The organism is Drancourtella sp. An12 (assembly GCF_002160935.1).
Lineage (GTDB): Bacteria > Bacillota > Clostridia > Lachnospirales > Lachnospiraceae > Sellimonas > Sellimonas catena.
In genome coordinates this window covers 37,522-54,683 of the sequence record NZ_NFLO01000005.1, presented here as the reverse complement: position 1 = coordinate 54,683, position 17,162 = coordinate 37,522, and the positions used below count along the sequence as shown (strand labels likewise).

14 protein-coding genes are annotated in these 17,162 nt (G+C 47.1%); all 14 read right to left on the bottom strand.

Translation table 11 applies throughout. The features are described 5' to 3' along the window. Positions 1-75: 75 nt before the first annotated feature. The 14 genes from B5E64_RS06885 to pyrH all read right to left on the bottom strand — a co-directional run bounded on the left by B5E64_RS06885 (position 76) and on the right by pyrH (position 17,043). The gene (locus B5E64_RS06885) at positions 76-2,055 is read right to left on the bottom strand and encodes an FtsX-like permease family protein (protein WP_087167790.1); all 1,980 of its coding nucleotides are present in this window, start codon (positions 2,053-2,055) and stop codon (positions 76-78) included. After that, positions 2,048-2,815, bottom strand: coding sequence for an ABC transporter ATP-binding protein (locus tag B5E64_RS06880; protein ID WP_087167789.1), 768 nt, complete (start codon positions 2,813-2,815; stop codon positions 2,048-2,050). Before B5E64_RS06880 ends, B5E64_RS06885 begins: the two co-directional genes overlap by 8 nt. A 133-nt stretch (positions 2,816-2,948) precedes the next feature. Continuing rightward, a complete protein-coding gene (locus B5E64_RS06875) occupies positions 2,949-3,956 on the bottom strand; it encodes a sensor histidine kinase (protein ID WP_087167788.1) in 1,008 nt (335 codons plus the stop codon). 7 nt (positions 3,957-3,963) lie between these two features. Then, positions 3,964-4,638: a response regulator transcription factor gene (locus B5E64_RS06870; protein ID WP_087167787.1), complete on the bottom strand. Its 675-nt coding sequence runs from the start codon at positions 4,636-4,638 to the stop codon at positions 3,964-3,966. Positions 4,639-4,725: 87 nt separating this feature from the next. Then, entirely contained in the window at positions 4,726-7,926 is a 3,201-nt protein-coding gene (gene carB / locus B5E64_RS06865; protein WP_087167786.1) for a carbamoyl-phosphate synthase large subunit, read from the bottom strand. After that, positions 7,926-8,996, bottom strand: a complete 1,071-nt coding sequence (locus B5E64_RS06860) for a carbamoyl phosphate synthase small subunit (protein WP_087167785.1) — start codon at positions 8,994-8,996, stop codon at positions 7,926-7,928. Before B5E64_RS06860 ends, carB begins: the two co-directional genes overlap by 1 nt. A 161-nt stretch (positions 8,997-9,157) precedes the next feature. Beyond that, positions 9,158-10,369 (bottom strand): transglutaminase domain-containing protein, encoded by a 1,212-nt coding sequence (locus B5E64_RS06855; protein ID WP_162610157.1) that lies wholly within the window; start codon positions 10,367-10,369, stop codon positions 9,158-9,160. A 74-nt stretch (positions 10,370-10,443) separates the two neighbouring features. Next, complete coding sequence (locus B5E64_RS06850; RefSeq protein WP_087167924.1) at positions 10,444-11,706, bottom strand: peptidoglycan-binding protein; 1,263 nt, start codon at positions 11,704-11,706, stop codon at positions 10,444-10,446. Positions 11,707-11,939: 233 nt separating this feature from the next. Then, positions 11,940-12,974, bottom strand: a complete 1,035-nt coding sequence (gene rseP / locus B5E64_RS06845) for an RIP metalloprotease RseP (RefSeq protein WP_087167783.1) — start codon at positions 12,972-12,974, stop codon at positions 11,940-11,942. An 8-nt stretch (positions 12,975-12,982) separates the two neighbouring features. After that, positions 12,983-14,125, bottom strand: coding sequence for a 1-deoxy-D-xylulose-5-phosphate reductoisomerase (locus B5E64_RS06840; protein ID WP_087167782.1), 1,143 nt, complete (start codon positions 14,123-14,125; stop codon positions 12,983-12,985). A gap of 21 nt (positions 14,126-14,146) precedes the next feature. After that, on the bottom strand, positions 14,147-14,986 hold the full coding sequence (locus tag B5E64_RS06835) for a phosphatidate cytidylyltransferase (protein ID WP_087167781.1): 840 nt from the start codon (positions 14,984-14,986) through the stop codon (positions 14,147-14,149). Beyond that, positions 14,979-15,698, bottom strand: coding sequence for an isoprenyl transferase (locus tag B5E64_RS06830; RefSeq protein ID WP_087167780.1), 720 nt, complete (start codon positions 15,696-15,698; stop codon positions 14,979-14,981). The genes B5E64_RS06835 and B5E64_RS06830 overlap by 8 nt, the downstream gene beginning before the upstream one ends. 73 nt (positions 15,699-15,771) lie before the next feature. Further along, the gene (frr, locus tag B5E64_RS06825; protein WP_087167779.1) at positions 15,772-16,323 is read right to left on the bottom strand and encodes a ribosome recycling factor; all 552 of its coding nucleotides are present in this window, start codon (positions 16,321-16,323) and stop codon (positions 15,772-15,774) included. Positions 16,324-16,347: 24 nt separating this feature from the next. Then, complete coding sequence (gene pyrH / locus B5E64_RS06820) at positions 16,348-17,043, bottom strand: UMP kinase (protein ID WP_087167778.1); 696 nt, start codon at positions 17,041-17,043, stop codon at positions 16,348-16,350. Between the last annotated feature and the right edge of the window lie 119 nt (positions 17,044-17,162).

The following is a 17,162-nucleotide window of genomic DNA, read 5'->3' as shown; positions in this document are numbered from 1 at the left end:
CTTTTGCTTCTTTTCCAAACTGGTTTTATCATAACACAAAGGCACTGCATTTTCAAACACAGTGCCCTTTCCCGGTTATCTGGTAACAATTTTATAATATTCTCTTGCCGTCAGTTTAAAGACAAACGCATAAATCAACGCAAAGATAAGAACCGTTCCAATTGTACATGCAACAATCAGGTTTGTGTTCGTCAGATTAAATGACGAAAGAAGTCTTCGAATCAGCTGGAATGCCGCTGCCAGATGGAGAACCGAAAGTCCAAGCGGCAGGAAAAATACCATCCTGATCTGACTGTTGACGGTTTTTTTAACCTCCCGCCGGCTCATGCCGACTTTCTGCATGATCTGATACCGGTTCCGGTCCTCAAATCCTTCGGAAATCTGCTTATAGTAGATAATCAGTACGGTTGCCATCAGGAACAGACCGCCGAGGAAAATTCCAAGGAAGAAGAAGCTTCCGTAAAACATATGGAAATCTTCTTCATAGACGCCCCGGAGTTCCAGGTATCCTCCGATTCCGTAATCATTCTGAATCCTGTTGGTAATGGCCTCTGCTGCTGCCTCTTTTTTCTCTTCGCTTCCGGTCAGATCAAACCCATAGGAATATTCCATCGATACTTCTCCGGATTCCGGCAGGGATGAGATCAGATTGTTAATGACCGTCTGATCTTTGACGAACAGGATATAAGACTCCATTACAGGGAAGTTCTGCTTCTTTTCCATCGGAATTGCATCCGGCTCTTCTACAATGGTAAAATCCGTGTCTTCAATCCGGAAATGATCCTTTCCATAAGGCGTTTTGGAAGAAGTGTATATGACTGCTTCCTGATCCGAAAGCTCCAGATTTTCTCCCATCATCTCATTATAGTATGATACCGGAGCAAGCTGTACCAGCACCCGGTTAGGGTAAAAGAGACTGCCGAACGCATAGAAGGAAAATCCATCTTTTTCTTTATCCGTCACCATGGAAACAGACTGACACCGGTATCCGTTTTCCTGCCGGATCCCCTGCCGGTTCAGTTCTTCCGCCACTACCGTATCCACAGTCCGGATCGTTTCTTCATTACTTTGCTCAATGGTCAGAATCAGCTCCTTCGGAAACCGGTTTTCCATTATGTTTTCCATTCCCAGATTCAGGCCGACTGTCGTTGAAAGCGTAACCAGTACCATTGTACTCAAAATACAGATATTGGCAAGTCCTACTGCATTCTGCTTCATCCGGTAAATCATGCCGGAGACAGAATGAAAATGTTTCGCCTTATAATAAAAAGATTTATTTTTTCTCAGAAGTTTTAAAAATGCGATACTTCCTGCAACAAACAGCGCGTATGTTCCGATAACGACAAGGAGCACCGCTACAAAGAAGACACTGATCGCTTCAATCGGATTTTCTACGATATTGGCCAGTATATAACCTGCCGCGATTGTCACGACTCCGAAAACGGTAAGCAAAATCTTGGTTTTTGGCTCTTTTTCACCTACATTTCCGCCTCTGAGAAGTTCAATCGGATTTGCTTTACGCACCTGAATCAGATTGGATACAAATGCTACAAAAAAAATTACCGCAAAAAGAATCAGGGTCGTGCTGATACTGCTGCCCGTCACTTCATACTGAAGGGATGTTTGATATCCGATAATCTTATAGAGCAGAAGAAACATCAGTCTTCCAAGGATAATTCCGCCAAGAATTCCCGCCAGGATACTGGCGCCTCCGACCATCAAGGATTCCCAGAACATCATAATGGCAATCTCTTTCTTTCCCATTCCGAGAACATTATAAAGGCCGATCTCTTTTCTCCTCTGCTTGATCAGGAAGCTGTTTGTGTAGAAAAGAAATACACACGCGAAGATTGCAACAATGACTGTACCAAATCCGAGAATGCTTCTCATGCTGCCTGCCCCCGGCATTTCTTTAATTCCGGAATTGTCCATGATGATCGACATATCGAAAAACAGCATGATCGTGATGATGCTGGTTACCAGAAACGGAAGATACGACCGTTTGTTTTTCTTCATGTTGGTGAATGCAAGCCGGATGTAAATCGATTTAAACATGCCGCTCACCTCCTGTGGTCAGTACCGTCAAGGTGTCTGAAATCTTCTGGTACAGCTCTTCATTTTTCATATTACCCCGGTAAATCTGATGGAAGACTTCGCCATCTTTGATGAAAAGGACTCTGCCGGCATGGCTTGCCGCTTTCACAGAGTGGGTTACCATAAGAATGGTCTGTCCCGTCTGATTAATCCTTGAAAACTGGTTCAGCAGATCGTCCGCAGCCCTGGAATCCAGCGCACCGGTCGGCTCATCTGCAAGAATCAACTGTGGTTTGGTAATCAATGCTCTGGCCACCGCCGTCCGCTGCTTCTGTCCTCCGGATACTTCATAGGGAAACTTGGAAAGAAGCTCATAAATTCCAAGACTCTTTGCGATCGGCTCCAGCCGCTTTTCCATCTCCGGATACTTCCTTCCTGCAAGCACAAGCGGAAGGAAGATATTATCACGGATGGAAAGAGTATCCAGAAGATTAAAATCCTGGAATACAAATCCCAGATTCTGTCTCCGGAATGTTGCGATCTCCCTCTCCGGCACTGTAGAAAGATCTCTCCCTTTCAGCTTGATGCGCCCGCCTGTCGGCTTATCCAGCGCTGCAAGAATATTCAAAAGTGTCGTCTTTCCGGAACCGGACTCTCCCATGATTGCGACGTACTCTCCTTCTTCCACGGAAAAGGTCACATTTTTCAGGGCTTCTACCTGATTCCCTCCAAAACGTGTTGTATATGTTTTCTTCAGATTCTGCACTTCAAGAATCGTCATCTGCTTCTCCACCTTTCTGAAATTCTGTTCTTTTCTATGCCTTTATTATAGTCAACCCCCGATGGTCTTTTCCATCGATTCGGCTTACAATCCATCCGCAAACCTTACGATTTTGAAAGGTAGAGAATCCCGCTTATTCCACATCCAGTTCCCGGCGCCCTAAATCCAGTGTTACTTTCGTTCCTTTATCCGGTTGGGAGGAAATCTGAATCCCGTGGTTTAATTTGTCCATCACTTTCTTGCAGAGATAAAGGCCGATTCCGGTGGACTTTTTGTCTTTTCTGCCGTTATATCCGGTATAGCCCTTCTCCATGATTCTCGGAAGATCCTCGCTGGAAATCCCGATTCCGGTATCTTCAATCACCAGATGGTCACCGTCCTTCATATAGATGGAAATCTTTCCTTTTTTCGTATACTTCAGCGCATTGGAAAGGATCTGCTCTACCACAAAGGAGAGCCATTTTTCATCTGTCAGCACCGTCTCCTTGATTTCACCCAGTTCCAGCGAGAGCTTTTGCAGGATAAACAGTCTGGAGTACTTCTTGACGGCCTGACGCACCACTTTCCCAAGATCGCAGTTTGTCAATACCATATCTTTGGATATGTCACCGATTCTCAGGTAGGACAACACCATCTCCACATACTGTTCCGTCTTAAACAGCTCCATCTGCAGAGAATCATAGAGTTTCCGGTCAATCTTTTCTTCTTCACTCTCCCGGCCGGACTGCAGAAGAATCCGCATGGCGGCGATCGGAGTCTTAATCTGATGCGCCCACATGCCGTAGTAATCCATCATATCATTATATTTGAGTCCATCCTCGTACAGAACCTCTTCCTTTTCATGTGCCATCTTCTCAATCAGCTGCCGGTAAAGAGCATCCATCGCTCCAGGTGATGTATAAAATGTTCCGGAACAGGTATCCATCGTCTCGATCCGGCGCTTCAGTTCTTTCCACCGGCCTGCATATTTCGTCACATCCACCAGAAAACAGAGAAATGCTCCGGCCAGAGTAAACTCTGCTATATAAAAGACCTTTTCCATCGGAATATCATATAAATATCCGATCAGAAACAATGCCGCGTAAAAAAACAGAAAAACCGCCCAGGCCAGCATCCTGTCTTTCAAATATCCTTTCACCATGGTTCTCTCACTCCTTTATCATGTAACCGATTCCTTTTTTGGTCAGAATGATATCCGGCAGGCCGGCCTTATCCAGCTTTTTCCTCAGCCTTGTCATATTGACTGTCAGCGTATTGTCATCGATAAAGCTGTCGTCCTCCCAGAGTTTCGTGATAATGTCCTCCCGGGAGACAATTTTCCCCGCACGTTCCATCAGGCACTGTAAAATTTTATATTCATTTTTCGTAAGATCAATCCGCGCACCTTCATACAGAACCGAAGCGTCACTCATGTTCAGAATCAGGCCTTTATGCTCAATCACATTGATATTTCCCTGAAAAGAATAACTCCTCCGCAGCAGTGCCTGAACTTTTGCCGTCAGAACATTCAGGTCGAACGGCTTTTCTACAAAATCATCTCCGCCCATATTCATGGCCATGACGATATTCATATTGTCAGACGCCGATGACAGGAAGATGATCGGCACTTTGGAAAATTCCCGGATTCTCTGGCACCAGTGGAACCCGTTGAAAAACGGCAGCATGATGTCCAGAAGAATAAGGTGCGGCGAACAGGCCGCCGTCTCTTCCAGAATATTCTTGAAATCCTCCACATATTTCACCTCATATCCCCACCGGGTCAGATGGGATGCCAGGGTTTCTGCAATGGTCATATCATCTTCGATAATCAGAATTTTGTACATAACGCTTCCCTCCTGCTGTCAAATTACCAAGCGCTATGATCCGGATGGACCATAGCGCTTCTCTTTTATGTTCTGTCTTCAATTATACTACTGAACTTTTGCGATATCAATCAAAGTCAGTTCTTTGATATTGGTATTTTCAAGGCTTGTCACCAGTGCTCCTGCCGTATCCATCGCAGTCAGTACAGTCACACCTGTTTCGATGGCATTTCTGCGGATCGTAAATCCATCTCTTGCATGATCTGCTCCCTGCGGAGGAGTATCGATGACAAGGTCAATCTCATGTCCCAGGATCAGATCCAGAAGGTTCGGTGATGCCTGCTCGATCTTGTTGACAGAAATTGCTTTTACCCCTGCTTCTTTGAGGGCTTCCGCTGTTCCGGCTGTTGCAAAGATCCGGTATCCGAGAGCCTCGAATCTGCGTCCGATCTCTACCGCTTCCGGCTTGTCCTCATCCCGCACGGTCATAATCATATTCTTATATTTCGGAAGTTTGATACCTGCTCCAAGGAAGGCTTTGTATAATGCCTCGTTAAAGGTCTTCGCAATTCCAAGACATTCTCCGGTGGACTTCATTTCCGGTCCAAGGCTGATGTCTGCCCCGCGGATTTTCTCAAAAGAGAATACCGGCATCTTGATTGCGATGTATTCCGCCTCTTTCTGCAGTCCCGGAGTATATCCCATCTCACGGATCTTATGTCCGATAATAACTTTTGTTGCAAGCGGAACGATCGGGATGCCTGTCACCTTGCTGATATACGGAACGGTACGGCTGGATCTTGGATTCACCTCGATGACGTACACTTCTTCCCCGCAAACAATGAACTGAATGTTAATCATACCGATGACATTCAAAGCTCTGGCAAGTCTTCTTGTGTACTCTTCGATCTTCCGCTTTGTTACTGCTGAAATGCTCTGGGCCGGGTAAACGGAGATACTGTCTCCGGAGTGAATACCGGCTCTTTCGATATGCTCCATAATACCCGGAATCAGGATATCTTCTCCGTCGCACACCGCGTCAACCTCGATCTCTTTTCCCATCAGGTACTTGTCTACCAGAATCGGATGCTCCTGTGCGATCCGGTTGATGATTCCGATAAACTCGTCGATATCATGGTCGTTGATGGCAATCTGCATGCCCTGGCCGCCAAGAACGTAGGACGGTCTTACAAGAACCGGATAACCCAGTTCGTTTGCAACCTTTTTCGCTTCCTCTGCTGTAAAGACCGTTCCACCTGTCGGGCGCGGAATCTTACATTTTGCAAGGATTTCGTCAAAGAGTTCTCTGTCTTCCGCTGCATCTACATTTTCTGCCGAAGTACCGAAGATCGGAACTCCCATCTTCATCAGTGCCTCGGTCAGCTTGATGGCTGTCTGTCCTCCGAACTGCACAACAGCGCCGTCCGGTTTCTCAATATCTACGATGCTTTCCACATCTTCCGGTGTCAACGGCTCGAAATAAAGCTTGTCTGCGATGTCAAAGTCAGTGCTGACTGTCTCCGGGTTATTATTGACGATGATTGTCTCATAGCCTTCTTTTTTGAATGCCCAGGTACAATGTACGGAGCAGAAATCGAATTCGATTCCCTGACCGATGCGGATCGGGCCGGAGCCAAGGACAAGAACTTTCTTCTTTCCACTTGTTTTTTCTACTTCATTTTCACTGCCGAATACAGAATAATAGTACGGTGTGCTTGCAGCGAACTCTGCCGCACAGGTATCTACCATCTTGTATGCCGCACGGATTCCGTTGTCCACGCGCATCTGATGGATCTCTCCCTCGGTCTTACCGGTCAGAGATGCAATGACATGATCCGGAAATTCGATCCGTTTTGCTTCTTTTAAGAGTTCCGGTGTCAGCGGTCCGTCTTTCAGGGCTTTCTCCATCCCTACAATGATGGCGAATTTATCAATAAACCATTTGTCAATTTTTGTAATGCTGTAAAGGACATCGTAGGAAACGCCTCTTCTCAGGGCCTCTGCAATCATCCAGATCCGTCTGTCATCTACAATATGAAGCTTTTCCATCAGTTCCTCATCAGACAGATCCGAGAAATCATAGGACATCAGGCTGTCTACATGCTGTTCCAGAGAACGGATTGCTTTCATCAGCGCGCCTTCGAAATTGTCACAGATACTCATGACTTCCCCGGTCGCTTTCATCTGTGTAGTCAGTGTTCTCTGGGCACTGATAAATTTATCAAACGGCAGACGCGGGATCTTGACAACACAGTAATCCAGCATCGGCTCAAAACTTGCATAAGTCTTTCCGGTAATGGCGTTTTTGATTTCGTCCAGAGTATAGCCAAGTGCGATCTTTGCCGCCACTTTTGCAATCGGGTATCCTGTCGCCTTGGATGCAAGTGCAGAAGAGCGGCTCACACGCGGATTGACCTCAATAACACAGTATTCAAACGTATCCGGGTGAAGAGCATACTGCACATTACACCCTCCGGTAATGTTCAGCTCGCTGATAATATTCAAAGCAGAAGTTCTCAGCATCTGATACTCTTTATCCCCCAGCGTCTGAGACGGTGCCACAACAATACTGTCTCCGGTATGAACACCGACCGGGTCGATGTTTTCCATATTACATACGGTAATGCAATTTCCATTTCCATCCCGCATCACTTCATATTCAATCTCTTTCCATCCTGCGATGCAGCGCTCTACAAGTACCTGACCCACACGGGAAAGACGAAGTCCGTTTTCCAGGATCTCCACCATTTCCTCCCGGTCATGGGCAATACCACCGCCGCTTCCGCCAAGAGTATAAGCCGGACGCAGAACGACCGGATAACCGATCTCCTCTGCAAATGCCACGCCGTCCGGTACGTTTTCCACGACAAGGGATGCCGCCACCGGCTCTCCGATCTTTTCCATTGTGGCCTTGAATTCCAGACGGTCCTCCGCCTTTTTGATTGTTTCGGATGTCGTTCCGATCAGACGCACATTGTTTTCTTTTAAAAATCCTGCCTCATCCAGCTCCATGGCAAGATTCAGTCCGGCCTGGCCTCCCAGTGTCGGAAGAATACTGTCCGGCTTTTCTTTGCGGATCAGTTCTTCTACTACTTCTACCGTCAGAGGCTCGATGTAAACCCTGTCTGCAATATCCTTATCTGTCATGATGGTGGCCGGGTTTGAGTTAAGAAGTACAACTTCGATTCCCTCCTCTTTCAGGGAACGGCAGGCCTGTGTTCCTGCATAGTCAAATTCAGCTGCCTGGCCGATGACAATCGGCCCGGATCCGATTACTAATACTTTTTTAATATCCTGATTTCTTGGCATTATCTGTCCCCTCCCATCATTTCCATAAACCGGTCAAAAAGATATCCGGAGTCCTGCGGTCCAGGACATGCTTCCGGATGGAACTGTACGGTAAAGATCTTCTTTCCGGTGTATTCCATTCCTTCATTGGTTCCGTCATTGACATTGACAAACGCCGGCTTTGCGATTTCCTGACTCAAGGTTGCGTCATCAACGACATAACCATGATTCTGTGAGGAAATGTAAACACGGTTTGTGCTCAGGTCTTTCACCGGATGGTTTCCGCCGCGGTGTCCATATTTCAGCTTGTGGGTATCTCCCCCATTTGCAAGTGCCATCAACTGATGCCCAAGGCAGATCGCGAAAATCGGCACATCACTTTCATAAAACTTTCTGACTTCTTCGATAATACCGGTACATGTCTTCGGGTCTCCAGGACCGTTGGAAAGCATGATCCCGTCCGGGTTTGCCGCCAGTACTTCCTCCGCCTTTGTATGAGCCGGATACACGGTAACCTCACAGCCCCTCTGATTCAGGGACCTGGCAATGTTGTTCTTTGCGCCGTAGTCCATCAGCGCAACCTTGTAGCCGTCTCCCGGAAGCACATAAGACTCTTTACATGTTACTTTGGAAACAACGTCTCCAACCTCATATGCCGCAATCTTCGGAAGTACCTCTTCCAGATTATAGGCAGCATTGGTTGTAATCATACCGTTCATGGTTCCTTTTTCTCTCAGGATCTTCGTAAGAGCACGGGTATCAATGCCTGCGATGCCCGGAATATCCTGCTTTTCCAGAAATTCCTGTATCGTTCCTTCGCACCGGAAATTGCTCGGCATTCTGGAGAGTTCTCTCACAATATAGCCGTCCGGCCACGCTTTTTTCGACTCCATGTCAGGAGTAATTCCATAATTTCCAATTAACGGGTAAGTCATGACAACTGCCTGTCCGGCATAAGAAGGATCCGTAAGGACCTCAAGATAACCTGTCATAGAGGTGTTAAAGACAATTTCACTGATCATTTCTCTCTTCGAGCCGATGCTTGTTCCTTCAAAGACGGTTCCGTCTTCCAAAATCAGAAATGCTTTCATAGCTTCACCTTATCCCTTCGTAGTTTCTATATGTTTGTTTGCGCAAAAAGAAAGGCGCATGAGTGTCTTTTTCGATACTCGAGCGCCCTCCTTCTCAAATTGTAAAGATTTTACCATATCTCTTTTTGTTTTTCAACGCTTTTCCGGAATTTTCTTCCTTTTTATTCATACTGCCAGTAAACGGTGATCTTACACAGAACCGGATCGTCCTGATAGGAATACCGGGCACTTGAAAGGCCGTTCTGCTGTGCCAGAATCGATGCCGCATCCCGTATCAGCCCGTTCATAAGCCTGTCTCTGGACTCTTCGTAAGCTGACTGCCCTGAAAACTTGAAGACAGAAACCGGCTCTTTGGAAGAAATCTCCTCATTCAGCTGTTTTTGCATCCGGTCCTGGTCAAAACGCTGGTAATAGCATCCCTCTCTTACATAGTAATTATCGTTCACAGCAGTACAGGACGGAAATGTAACATCTGCATCCAGTTCGTGCGTCCGGAATAGTTCCTGTTCACTGCAGCAAAGATAATCGTACTGAATCTGCTGTTCTTCCGGAATCGACCCGCCGTCGGTTTGAAGGAAGACCGGATCGCCCCAGGTGGTGTCCACGTAATAATAGTTCCCGTCACACCGGACCAGATTCCATGCGTGCGGCTGTCCTCTGGTTGTCCCTGTGACATATGTGCAGAATACTCCAAGCCGTTCCAGAAGATACTGGGTCTCCCGCGCATAACCGGCGCAGACAGACTCCTTATTGACAAGCGCGCTGTAGAGATTCTGACTGTCACTTGCATTTTCCACATAGTCAACCGAACGGATAACATATTCATAGACATACCGGATTCTGTCATATTCCGGATCGATCTGTGATACATCCGCCGCACCAAGAATGGCCTCTGCCTCCGCTTCAATCTGTGCCTGCATCTGTTCCTTCTGTTCCCCCTCGTAGGTATACTCCGGGCAAAACTCAGAATATCCTCCTCCCGGAATCTGATAAGCTGTCGTCTCCGCCGCACCGCTGCACCAAAAAATATCCGGGAAATCATTCAGAACAAATTCATAAATCTGGTTGACCCGCTTTGCATCTGTCATCTCCACGTTGATCGTTTCCGAATTATTCCGGACACCCTGAAGAACGGCCTGATACACCTGCTGTTCTTCTTCACTTAACGTACTGTAATAAAATTTCTCCGCTACTTCTTCGGCCGGAATTTCGACTTTCTGAAATACCGGCTGTTCTGCTGAAGAAGCAGTCCTCTCTTTAACCGTTGACACAGACCCGCGGAACAAACCGGCAAGTCCTGCCGCAACTGCCAGAATCAATATGACGCACAGAACAACGCATCCTTTTAAGAATCTGTTTTCTCTTTTTCTCATGCTTTTCTCCGTAATCATCCTTTACTGTCTATTATAGAGAAATTCCTGCCCGATACGCAACCCTATTTATTCTTTTATACAAGTTCCGCAATCCTGGAAACGCCCACATAGACCTCCGAAATTTTATACCAGGTCCGGTAATCTACTTTCCCCGTCTGCGGAAGCCCGAACACTTCCTGAAACTTACGGACTGACGCTTCCGTCCTTGGACCGTAAATTCCGTCCGCATCCACTTTCGGAATCGCCGGATAGGCTCCCGCAATCACATTCAGCTGTTCCTGCATCTGCAGAACTTTGCTGCCGGAAGACCCATTTTCCAATGTGTAACCCGGCCACGATGACGGAATCCCGGAAATCTCCTGGGCGGTATTGATATACATGTCACTTCCGTAAAAATAACGCAGGATCTGGATTGCACTGTATCCCTGATCCGCCAGATCTTTGGAACCCCACTGGGTCATCCATCCCGGACAGGTCACCTGTTTTCCGTCGCAATACTGAGTCAGGATCGGCTGGCGTACGTTCGGTCTGGAAAGATAGGACGCAAACAGATCATCCACAACTACGGAAATCGTGTCGTAAATATTCCGTTGCGGAATCCACTTATGGTCAAAGGCAGTGGAGGAGGAAATCGTAAATTCAAAGCCCTGATTTCTGTACCATTCTGTGTAAACCCTGTTCAATGTAAAGGACATAATTGCAAGGACATTCGCCTTGATCGCTTCCTCCGGCCATGTCGCATATATTTCGCTGGACGCCACATTTTTAATATAATCCTTGTATCTGTCATAGTAATTCAATGCCGTAGAATCCCGCGGTGACCCATCATGTACAACAATGTATTCCGGCACTACAACGCGGCTCAAAACAATCTCTCCTGATTCGTCCATCGGCTTGATTTCGGCTTCCGGAATTTTGGGCGGATAATTTCCAAACAGCGTATGTGCCGGAATCACATAGACCTCCTGACCTTCCTCACGTTCCAGAGGAAGCATCCGGATATTCTGAAGCGCAGTTACCCCCGAGAGAATCTCTGTTCCCGCGATCTGAATCGGTTCAAATCCTGGCGCTGTTACTTCCAGTGTATATTCCGAGTAAGGCTGTTCCTCCTGACGCTCATCCAGACTGTACTCTACCGGAGGGGCCGGCAACTCCAGCGTCTCCGTTTGTCCGGAAGAATCTGTGGAGACAGTCTCAATCGTCTGATCCGGCACCCCGGTATAGGTGATCCGGATACTTGCGTCCTCCACCGGGAAGGATGTAGCCTCCGATGTGATCTGTATTTTCAGCTTCCCTTTATCAATATTGTTTTCCTGCATTCCGTAATTTTCGTTCATGCCCACCTCAAAGCATTTCTTCTCTTCAAGATATGAAAGCACTTCCGAAAACATGCCTTGAAGAGAACAAAGAGTTCCGCCCGCGGAACTCTCGCGCCGAGCGCGGTCTCTGCAGCGACAAATTTCTGCTTCGTGCGAGTGCGCATCCCGCGGAGCGTTTTTATTTAACAGGGAACGAGGTTTCCTGTTAAACAGGAAAAGGCACCGCACATCCGTGCGGCACCTTCTGTAATTCAGAGAAAAATTCTCTGTATATCATTGAACATTACAAAAACCATCAACAAAAGCAGGCAGACCATTCCGACCATGTGAACATAGCCTTCTTTCTCAGGCGGCACCCGCTTGCCGCGGATCACTTCAATGATCAGGAATACAAGGCGTCCTCCGTCCAGTGCCGGAATCGGAAGCAGGTTCATGACACCCAGGTTGGCAGAAAGCAGAATCATAAGATTCAGCATGTTAAGAAATACAAGCGATGCTCCGCCGCTTCTGCTCTGATTGTAGGTATCCTGCACCACATCGACAATTCCTACCGGACCGGACATGCTGTCCATTCCGATCTGTCCGGTAACGAGCATCTTCAGGCTTTCGATTGTGGATGTGATCCAGTATTCAACCACGTAGAAACTGTATTTTATCGTTTCAAAAAAGCCGGTCTTTACATATCCGCCACCAGAATACCCATACCGGTACATTCCGCTTTCTTCATCCCACTGCGGCTTTAGGTGAACTGTCGTCTCCACGCCGTCGCGTTCATAAGTCAGATCAATCTCCTCATTTTGGTGAAACTGATTATAAGTCGTTGCATCCCGAAACAGATGGATACTGCGTCCGTTGATTTCTTTGATAACATCCCCGGCCTGCAGTCCTGCCTCAGCCGCCGGATAATTCTCTTCCACCGAAGCTACAATCGGTTTGTCCACGCCGATCCACGCTGTAATAATGATGGCTCCGATCAGAGCCAGAATAAAATTGAATCCTGCCCCTGCTACGATAACACTGATCCGTCTCCACGGGGATTTCTGGTTGAAATTCCCGACGCTCTCCCCGTCCTCAGTTTCGTCCTCGCCCATGGCACAGAATCCGCCAAGCGGCAGAATCCGGATGGAATACTGCGTTTCTTTTCTCTGAAATCCTACGATTTTCGGCCCCATTCCGATAGAAAACTCCTGCACCTCAATCCCGTTTAGTTTGGCCAGAAGAAAATGTCCAAACTCATGGATAAAAATGATAAATCCAAAAATGATAATTGCAAGAATAATTCCCAAACTGTCTGCTACCTCCTGCTGCGAATTCTTTCATATGTTTCCTGTTCAGTCATAAGAATCTGTTCTAAGGAAGGATTCTCAATCTTCTTATGAGCCTTCATACAGTCCTCTATAATCTCCACGATTTCCAGATATGTGATCTGTCTGTCTAAGAACATGCTGACAGCCAGCTCGTTGGCTGCATTCAGCACGGTCGGCATGCTGCCTCCCTCTCTTCCTGCCTCATAGGCAAGTGCCAGCCCGTAAAAAGTATCCAGATCCGGCTTTTCAAAGTCCAGATGGGAAAGGCTCCAGAAATCCAGGCGGTCGCCCGGAAGATATCTTCGTTCCGGATAATATAGCGCGTACTGGATCGGAAGCTTCATGTCCGGTGTTCCAAGCTGTGCAATCACAGAGCCATCCTCGTACTCCACCATGGAATGGATCACCGACTGCGGCTGGACCACAACCTGAATCTCATCTACGGATACATCAAACAGCCATTTGGCTTCGATTACTTCCAGTCCTTTATTGATCATGGTGGAAGAGTCAATCGTGATCTTTCTTCCCATGGACCAGTTCGGATGCTTCAGCGCATCTTCCACTTTGACATTCAGCAGATCTTCCTGCTTTTTCCCGCGGAACGGTCCGCCGGACGCCGTCAAAAGAATCTTCTGTATTTTATTTCCGGCATTTCCCTGTAAAGACTGAAAGATCGCGCTGTGCTCGCTGTCTACCGGGAGAATCCGGATTCCTTTTTCCTTTGCAAGCGGAATAATCAGATGCCCTGCGGTAACAAGTGTTTCCTTATTTGCAAGCGCAATATCTTTTCCAGCTTCAATGGCGGCAATCGTCGGCCGGATACCAATCATCCCTACAACCGCCGTCACAACAATCTCCGCTTCAGGAATACAGGCCGCCTCAATCAGGCCATCCATTCCTGTGACAATTTTTACAGTTTTATCCTTAAGGCGCTCTTTTAAGTCCGCCGCACGTTCTTTTTGATAGACACAGACAACTTTCGGATGAAACTCACGAACCTGCTTTTCCAGAAGCTCTGTATTGGATCCTGCCGCCAGAGAGACGACCTCAATGTCCCCGTTTTCTCGCACCACGTCAAGCGTCTGGGTGCCGATCGAACCGGTGGATCCTAATATGGCAATTTTTTTCATGTTTCTTCTCCTGACTACTTATTAAATAAAAAAGATACTCAGATAATAAATGATCGGTGCCGTAAAGATCACGCTGTCGAACCGGTCCAGAATTCCTCCGTGTCCCGGAATCAGTTTCCCGTAATCCTTGATATTATGATTTCTTTTGATTGCAGATGCGGCCAGATCACCTACCATGGAAATCAGTCCGCCCGCTCCGCAGATCAAAGCATACAGTGCCGGCGACGCATCCGCGTCTGCGAAATGGCTCACCGCCGCAGCATAAAGCGCGCCCAGAAGCGCCGCTCCCACTACTCCGCCGACCGCTCCTTCCACCGATTTTTTGGGACTGAGCTTTGGAGACATTTTGTGCTTTCCAATCAGCATTCCGACACAGTAAGCACAGGTATCGCATCCCCAGGAGCAAAGAAATACGAGCCATACCAGATACGCTCCCTCCTCCGGTATCATTCTTGTCCGGTAAACATATGACAGCATCACCGCCACGTAAAAAACACCAAAAAAGATGAGCATCATCTCTTCCGACACATACTTTGGATACGAAAATACATATACTGCCATCAGAACAATCAAAAATACAATAACAAGCAGGGCAAGCCCCTGTCCGTCAATATACTGCAGGATCCTGTTTTCTCCCGGGCCTTTGACCTCAAGCCGGATCAGCAGATAATATGCCGCTGCTGCTGCATAGCCGACAATTCCAGGAAGAGACGCCTGCAGCCGTCTTACTTTATACAGTTCGCTCATTCCAATCAGACTGATTAGAAGAAGCAGCACAAACAGGATATCATTTCCTGGAATAATCGTGGCAAGCGCAATAGCCACGAGCAGTATCCCGCTTAACAGTCTTGTCTTAAACATCTGCTTCTTCCTCCTTCACTTTCCCGTATCTCCGGTCTCTATTATTATATTGCAAAATTGCTTTTTCTAATTCCTCTTTCGTAAAATCAGGCCAGAGAACATCGGTAAAATAAAATTCTGTGTAGGCCATCTGCCATAGAAGATAGTTCGAAAGGCGCAGTTCCCCGCTTGTACGGATCAAAAGATCCGGGTCCGGAATTCCGTATGTATCCAGATAAGACTCAAAGAGCGGTCCATCGATCTGCTCAGGCAGCACTTTCCCCTCTTTCACATCTTCTGCCATCTTCCGCATGGCACGCAGCATTTCGTCACGGCTTCCATAATTGATTGCAATCTGGAAATTCAATCCGTCATTTTTATCCGACGCCTTCTCAAGCTCTTCGATTCTGTTGCGTATGTCATCATCCAGTCCGCTTTTATCTCCAATCACCCGTACCCGCATCCGGTTTTTCTCCGCAGTCTTCAGACAGGTTTTCATATAATTGCGCAGAAGCTTCATCAATGCATTGACTTCATCCGCAGGACGGTTCCAGTTCTCTGTGGAAAAGGCGTAAACCGTCAGGTATTTGATTCCCATTTTGTAGGCGGCCTCACAGATTCTTTCTACATTTTTACTTCCCTGTGCATGGCCGTAGTTACGAGGCATTTTTTTCTTCTTCGCCCATCTTCCGTTTCCATCCAGAATGATAGCGACATGCTGAGGTATCTTCATAACACTTCCTCCTTGATAAATATAGAGCAAGGAGGCCATTCCCTCCTTGCTCCGCTTTTCCCGCCGGTTTTCCTTATACGGTCATGACTTCTTTTGTCTTTGCCTCTACTGCCTTATCGACTTCTTTGATATATTTATCCGTCACTTTCTGAAGTTCATCTTCCATATCTTTGATTGCGTCTTCTGAAACTTCTGTGCCTTTTAACTTCTTGAAGGCATCATTTCCGTCTCTTCTGATATTTCTGATGGCAACCTTTGCCTGTTCACCTTTTTTCTTCACGTCCTTGGCAAGCTCTTTACGACGGTCTTCCGTCAGTTCCGGGAACACAAGACGGATTACCTGTCCATCGTTTGTCGGATTGATTCCGATATCAGATGTCTGGATCGCTTTTGTGATCTCCTTTAACATGCTTTTCTCCCACGGCTGAATCTGAATCATCCGGGCTTCCGGAACAGAAACATTTGCCACCTGCTGGATCGGAGTCGGTACTCCATAATAATCCACCGTAAGTCTGTCCAGAATATGCGGGTTTGCTCTTCCGGCACGGATTGCCGCAAGATCGCTGTCCAGACTCTTCATTGTTTTCTGCATTTTTTCTTCGTATACCTTTAATTGTTCATGCATAGATAGTTCCTCCTGTGATCTTTCTTAAACAGTCACTTTCGTTCCTGTAAAGTTCCCGCTCATGGTATTGACAATGCTGTTCTCCTCGCTCAGCCCGAATACCAGCATCGGCATTTTGTGCTCCAGGCACATGATGGATGCAGTCAGATCGACCGCCATCAGCTTCTTATCGATAATTTCCTGAATGGAAATCTCATCGTACTTCTTCGCTTCCGGATTGACTTTCGGATCGCTGTCGTAGATTCCGTCGATCGCTTTTGCAAGCAGCATCGCATCTGCCTCAATCTCGATCGCTCTTAATACCGCACCGGTATCTGTGGAGAAATACGGATGTCCGGTTCCTCCCGCAAAGAAAATGACCTTTCCCTTATTGAGTGCCTCTACCGCCGCATCTTTTGAGAAAAGGGTTGTAAAAGCGCCGCATACGAATGGTGTGAATACTTCTGTATCCATGCCTGCGAAACGGAAAATATCGGAAACATAGATACAGTTCATTACTGTGGCAAGCATACCGATCTGGTCCGCTTTGACACGGTCAATCGTTTCACTCGTACGGCCTCTCCAGAAGTTCCCTCCTCCAGTTACAATAGCTACCTGAATTCCCTGATCGACAAGCTCTTTGACCTGATGAGCTACTCCAAGGCAGGTTGCCTCGTCGAATCCTGTCTTTTTATCACCCGCAAGAGCTTCTCCGCTCAGTTTTAGCAATACTCTTTTCATGGTTATGAACTCCTTCTCTCCGGCCTCTCGGGGCCGGCTCGTATTCTATCCTTATTATATATAGATCGCCACCCGGTGTCAATTTGCATTTTTCCAGCCGGGTCAAACTATCCGGAAAT